Annotated in this window: 4 protein-coding genes; 2 read left to right on the top strand and 2 right to left on the bottom strand. The window is 68.8% G+C overall.

The features are described 5' to 3' along the window. Positions 1-148: 148 nt before the first annotated feature. Positions 149-1,798 carry a hypothetical protein gene (locus ACFW48_RS38280; protein ID WP_386323232.1) on the bottom strand — a complete coding sequence of 550 codons (1,650 nt, stop codon included), beginning with the start codon at positions 1,796-1,798 and terminating at the stop codon, positions 149-151. Further along, entirely contained in the window at positions 1,795-3,279 is a 1,485-nt protein-coding gene (locus tag ACFW48_RS38275) for a hypothetical protein (RefSeq protein ID WP_386323230.1), read from the bottom strand. Before ACFW48_RS38275 ends, ACFW48_RS38280 begins: the two co-directional genes overlap by 4 nt. Before the next feature lie 715 nt (positions 3,280-3,994). Between ACFW48_RS38275 and ACFW48_RS38270 the strand changes: the two genes are divergently transcribed. Beyond that, positions 3,995-4,498 carry a hypothetical protein gene (locus tag ACFW48_RS38270; RefSeq protein WP_386323228.1) on the top strand — a complete coding sequence of 168 codons (504 nt, stop codon included), beginning with the start codon at positions 3,995-3,997 and terminating at the stop codon, positions 4,496-4,498. Next, entirely contained in the window at positions 4,495-5,019 is a 525-nt protein-coding gene (locus ACFW48_RS38265) for an NUDIX hydrolase (protein ID WP_386323226.1), read from the top strand. Before ACFW48_RS38270 ends, ACFW48_RS38265 begins: the two co-directional genes overlap by 4 nt. Positions 5,020-5,267 lie beyond the last annotated feature (248 nt).

Genomic DNA, 5,267 nt, shown 5'->3' with positions numbered 1-5,267 from the left:
GGGGGGTCTTTCTTTGGGTCGTTGGGCTGGGGGGTGGCCTGGGCCTGGGGGGGGGTGGGGGGGGGGTTGTTTTTTTAAAACCCCCCCACCCGGGGGGGGGGGGGCGCCCCCCGCTCCGGGGGGGCCCCCCCCCCCTTCCGGGGGTGTCTCAGTGTGCGAGGCCGGGGAATGCCCTACGGTTGCGGCCCTGGTCCAGGGTGATGTGTTCCATTTCCACTCCCGTGAGAACGAAGCGCCGCAGCGGTTCGCCCGTGGCCCTGTCGGTGTTGCGCAGGTGCCGGGGATCGAGTTCCTCGATCACGAGCGACGGGGTGTCGGCGGTGAGGTTCTTTTCGCCCTTGACTGCGACGGTGAGGCGTCCGGCCGGGGTGAACGGCACCGGGGCGATGCGCCATACCGTGCCTCGGGCGCTGGAGACGCTGACCTCTCCGTAGCCTCGCTCTTCGCGGGGGGTCATCGGCTCATCGGTGGTGGCGGCCAGTCCTCGGAAGAGTCCCATACCGCGCCCCTGGTTCACGATCTGCCCGGTGTCGATGGTGAACTCGCGGGAGAACACAGCGGCGGCGGGGTACCCGGCCGCGCGCATGGCGCTGCTGTAGGTCTCCACGATGGGAAGGATTTCCGTGCGAATGTGCTGCGCGGCGGTCGGGTCGATGGCGTCCAGGGCCTTGGCCCGGTCGGTCATGTCCTGAATGATCTGCCGCACGTGGTTCCACGTCGCGGCGGGGAAGGGTTCGCGGCGCGCGATGCCCTGACCGGCCTTGATCGCAAGCAGGGTGTTGAGGAAGGTGCGGGTTGCGTCGGTGTACCCGGAGACCTTCCGGCGCTTGGTGGCCAGGTAGATGTGCAGCGCGGTGAAGCGGCCGTCTTCGGCGAACGTCGGGTTGGCGGCGTAGTAGGGGCCGTCTGCGTTGCTGAACTGGTAGAGGTCCACTTCTCGTCGCTCGTGCGGGCGGGTGAGAGTGCCGCTGATGGCGGCTCGCACGGCAGTGCTGTCCAGTCCCTGGGCGGTGATGTGGATGTATCGGCGCGGGGGGACGGAAAACACAGGCTGGTTGTTCTCGGTGAGGGCGCTCACCCGGGCGTGGGGCACGGGGTCGGTGGTCGGCTGGGTGCTGATCAGCATGTGGGGGCCTGCTGTGATGACGTGGTGTCCGTCGATGCTGGTGTCGGCTACCGCGACGATGCCGAGCAGTGGGGCGAATCGGAGTTCCACGGCGGCGGTTGCGGCGCCGTGGCCCAGCTGGTCGAACGCGGGCCGGTAGGTGGCCAGCAGGTTCGTGAGGTCCTTCGTGAACTGCTGCCGGGTGGTGGACTCGGCGGCGCGATCGGTCCACCCGAGGGTGTAGGGGGTGAGTGAGAGGCGGACCCCGTCCAGGACGTGTACGAACTCGGCGGCGATCCTGTGGTGCATGGCGCGCAGATCGGGCGCGGCGGCGGAGTAGCCGACGGTGGAGACGCGGACCTTGGCGCTGAGTTCGCTCTCTGCGAGAGACAGGAAGTCGTCGAGGTACGGGTAGCTCATGATGTCGTTGTCGAGGTAGGGGAAGATCGTTCCCGGCCGGTGGGCGTCGCGGCCTCGTGCGATGCGTACGCCGCGCTCGTTGGCGACGGTGGCGAGCGCGGTCATGAGCGCGTACAGACCGGGGCGGGTGAGCTGCCAGACCTCGCGTCCGGCGGCCTGGGAGCAGAAGGAGCACCGGTTGAAGCAGCCGGTAGCGGGGGCAAGGTACTGAAGGCGGGTCAGTACCTCTGTGGGGAGCGCGCGGATCTGGGCGATCAGGCTCGGAGCGTTCATCGGTTGGTCCCTTCGTTGTGGTTGGTGAGGCTGTCGATGGCGGCCAGCAGGGTGCGGCCGTGCGGGGAGAGTTCTGCCGGTCCGGCGAAGGGCGAGGCGGCGCCGGTGGTGATCCCTTCGGCGGTGGCCAGCTCGGCACCGGGCGGGCACGTGGTCCCTGCCTGCGGTGCGTTGGCGATGAGCACGCGGCCGGTGTCGCTGTCGGCGTCGGCCGGGTGGGCTCCGGGGCCGTCCCATGTGAGGCGGCTGCCGGTGAGGCGGTAGATGCCGGATCCGGGGAAGTCGTCCGGGAGGGTGAGTGCCTGGCGGGCACGAATCTTGAGGTAGTAGGGGGCCGGGACTCCTCCGGCGTTGGCGGTGATCGTGGCCGTGTTGAACTCCTCCGGCGACGGGAGCCACGTCACGGGGTGGTGGAGCATGGCCGTGAGGTGGGCGACCACCAGCGGGGGGAATCCGGAAAGCTGCTGGTTGACGCCGGAAACCTCGGTGGTTCCCTGCTTGCGGGCGTTGATCTCGTTGATCACGGGACCGGCCGGGGTCCAAATGGTGTCGATGCCCCACAGGCCGGTGAGGCGGTGCTCTCGCCATGCCCATTGACCGATGCGGGTGGCCGCTTCGATCACGTCGGCAACCCCCGTGGTCGGCCACGGCTGGGACCAGTCGTTACCGGCGCTCTTGGCGGGTCCGATGCCTACGGCCTCTACGCCGATGGCCTTGTGTGAGGGCCGGTCTACGTAGACCCGTACGCCGCCGTTCCCGTCGGGAAGTGACAGAACGGTGGTGTTCGAGCTCCAGCCCTCCGCGAACGCGGACACGCGCCACGGGCCGGGCAGGGCGGCGGCTTCGTGCATGCCGCTCTGGTCGTTGACGAATACGGTGCCTCGTCCGCCTGCGCTGTGGGCGGACTGGACGACGATGCGGCGGCTGCCGACCTGGGTCCGCATGTCGGTGAGGCTCGGGAGCCGGTCACGGTAGGTGCGGGCCCCGATGATCATGCGGGTGGGAACCTGGGCGCTCCGCAGGATGCGGCCGATCGCGCTCTTGTCCTCAATCTGGCTGCGGACGTTCACGGGAAGTCCGGCGACGGCGCCCCCTGGGCCCGCAAGCGCGTGCAGGTAGGGAACGGCGTACCAACCGGCGATGACCGGCGGTCGGCCGAAGCTCTCGATACGGGCGGCGGCGCGGTCGGCGATGGTGGCCCACCACGTGTGCTTGCGCTCGCCCCCGGGGCGCTCGCCGGTCCCGTGTTCGGCTGCGATGGCCTCGGCGGGGGAGGCGGGCTGCCACGGGCTGTAGCAGCCGAGCGAGAGGGCGGGACGGGCAGCCGACACGGGGACGGGTGCGGTGTAGGCGACACGTCCGCCGGTGGTGTGGCGGTCGAAGTCGATCAGCGGGCGTCCGGCCAGCGCGCTGGTCAGTTCATCGTGGGCCGTTTGGGCCCGGTCGCCGAGTTGGCTCGGCAGATGGGTGTGTTCACCCATTGTTATTTCCTCCGGTTCTACTACGGTCGATGCTATGAAAAGCCTTGTTTCCAAGCAAGGGGCAGTGGCGGTGGCGCCCCTCCCCCTTTCCGACCCCTTAAGCATAGCAAATAACTTCCGGTTCTACTACGGTCAGCCCTGGGGAAATCGGCAATGTTGCCCAGGGCTGGACTGCGTCAGCAACACCCGACCCGCTCTGGGGGGTTCCCTCCGGTCGGGCAGCGGGCGAAGCCCTAGCGGGCCGGTCGTCGGGGTGTCCGGGCTCGCCGTAGGCGACCGCGCTTGCGCGGCTTGGCCTGGATGCCCCGAGGGGCGGTCTGCTTGCCTCTGGCGCTGCCTGAGCGGAGGGAACCCCCCAGAGCCCTCCACCCCCAACCACCCACCCCGCCGCAGGCCACAGACGGGCCCCCTTCCCCTCTGGGCTGGGTAGCCGGGGGCTGGGGGCGGAGCCCCGTTTTCACCACCGGCCGGCCACAGTCGGGACGAGACCAACGCAGGCAGAAGCCTCCCCCGTTCACGTGGTGACCTCGCTGCAGTCGGCGCTCGGCCCCTGCTCTTGCCCCGGGAGAGCCCCCGCTCGGCGGACTCCCGTTAAAGACTCCTAGCCCCGACCCACCGGAGCACCCACGCCCCGGCCGGCACCTGAACGTCAAGGATTTCACCCGCAGGCACGGCACACCGTAGTAGAGTCGGCCTAAATTCGCTAAGGAGACAGATGACGCGCGTCCTCGAATGGGATGATCCGGACTACTGGACGGTCCGGCATGTGGCCGGGCACTACCAGGTAGCCGAGGGCACAGTGACACGCGAGTGGGTCCACTGGCCGGAGTGGCCCACGGCGCTCGAGGGCGCCGGCAAGCGCACCGCCACCCGCGGCCGGCCCATGAAGGTGTACCTACGGTCCGAAGTAGAAGCGGCCGTCGAAGCACACCAGAAGTCAAACCCCGAGTTCGGGCCGCCAGCAACGCCCGAACGCGAATGGCCCCGAAAAGACCGGGTGAGCCTTGCCGAGATCGCCCGACGCCTCGACCGCGATTACGTGGAAGTACGCAACTACCCCCGCCTCTACCCCCCGGCCTCAAACAACCCCTTCCCTACGGCCGGCGCAGACCGAAAGAGGTCCTGGGGCGAGGTAATCGACTGGCACGGCGCCCGCAGGGGCATGGGCAACCGCAGGACGCCCGCCGAGCCAGCACCACAAACAAGGGATGACGTATGACAAACGGCGAGCCGACCGCATTTGACCGCATCAAGATCCGTGTCGCGGCCCTAATCTTCGACGGTCAAGACGTGGCACTGATCCGCCGAACGAACGACCACGGCATGACCCACTACTCCTTGCCAGGCGGCAACGTTGAACCCGCCGAACCCCTGCCCGACGCCCTACAACGGGAACTCGAGGAAGAACTCGGCCTGGCCCCGGAAGACCTCGACAGCCCGCCCAACTTCACCTGGCTCATGGACGCCATGGTGACCCGGCCCGGCTCCAGTCCCCCACGCAAGCTGCACATGGTCTACCGGGTCCGCCTCAGCCCGCAAGTCCGCCCGAAGCTGAAGACATTCGAAGACGACGACGCTGTCGGCCGCGGAGACATCATCTGGATGCCGTACCAGCAGACGCGAGGCCTGGACATCTTCCCGCCAGTGCCCATCGCTGATCTCGACAACCCCGACGAACACATCGATGCCTCATCCACGATGCTTCCCACCCTGGACGACTCCAACTACCGATGGATCTGACAGAGCCGCTACCGGCATGAGCGCCAACTCACCGCGCAAAGCACAGCACTCCACCTGGGGCCCCAGCTACCCAATCAGCCCACCGACCGACACAGCAACGACGCGCACGTCCCGCCCGTACCTAAAGCGCTGCACACCTGCCGACGCCGCGCAGCCAGAAGCGCTGCGGAGGGCCCGGCGCCGCCAAGGGCCGCCCGGCCGGTCGCGGAGCGGGGGGGGCGGCGGCGGCAGGGGCGGCGGGGGGCGTT

This window comes from Streptomyces sp. NPDC058812 (genome assembly GCF_042744565.1).
Taxonomy (GTDB): domain Bacteria; phylum Actinomycetota; class Actinomycetes; order Streptomycetales; family Streptomycetaceae; genus Streptomyces; species Streptomyces thinghirensis.
The sequence above is the reverse complement of the archived record's forward strand: the minus strand, read 5'-3'. Positions and strand labels throughout refer to the sequence as shown.

What these genes read in the sequence shown, in the direction of transcription:
- ACFW48_RS38270 (WP_386323228.1), top strand. Translation starts at nt 3,995, where the DNA reads ATGACGCGCGTCCTCGAATGGGATGATCCGGACTACTGGACGGTCCGG.
- ACFW48_RS38275 (WP_386323230.1), bottom strand. Translation starts at nt 3,279, where the DNA reads ATGGGTGAACACACCCATCTGCCGAGCCAACTCGGCGACCGGGCCCAA.
- ACFW48_RS38265 (WP_386323226.1), top strand. Translation starts at nt 4,495, where the DNA reads ATGACAAACGGCGAGCCGACCGCATTTGACCGCATCAAGATCCGTGTC.
- ACFW48_RS38280 (WP_386323232.1), bottom strand. Translation starts at nt 1,798, where the DNA reads ATGAACGCTCCGAGCCTGATCGCCCAGATCCGCGCGCTCCCCACAGAG.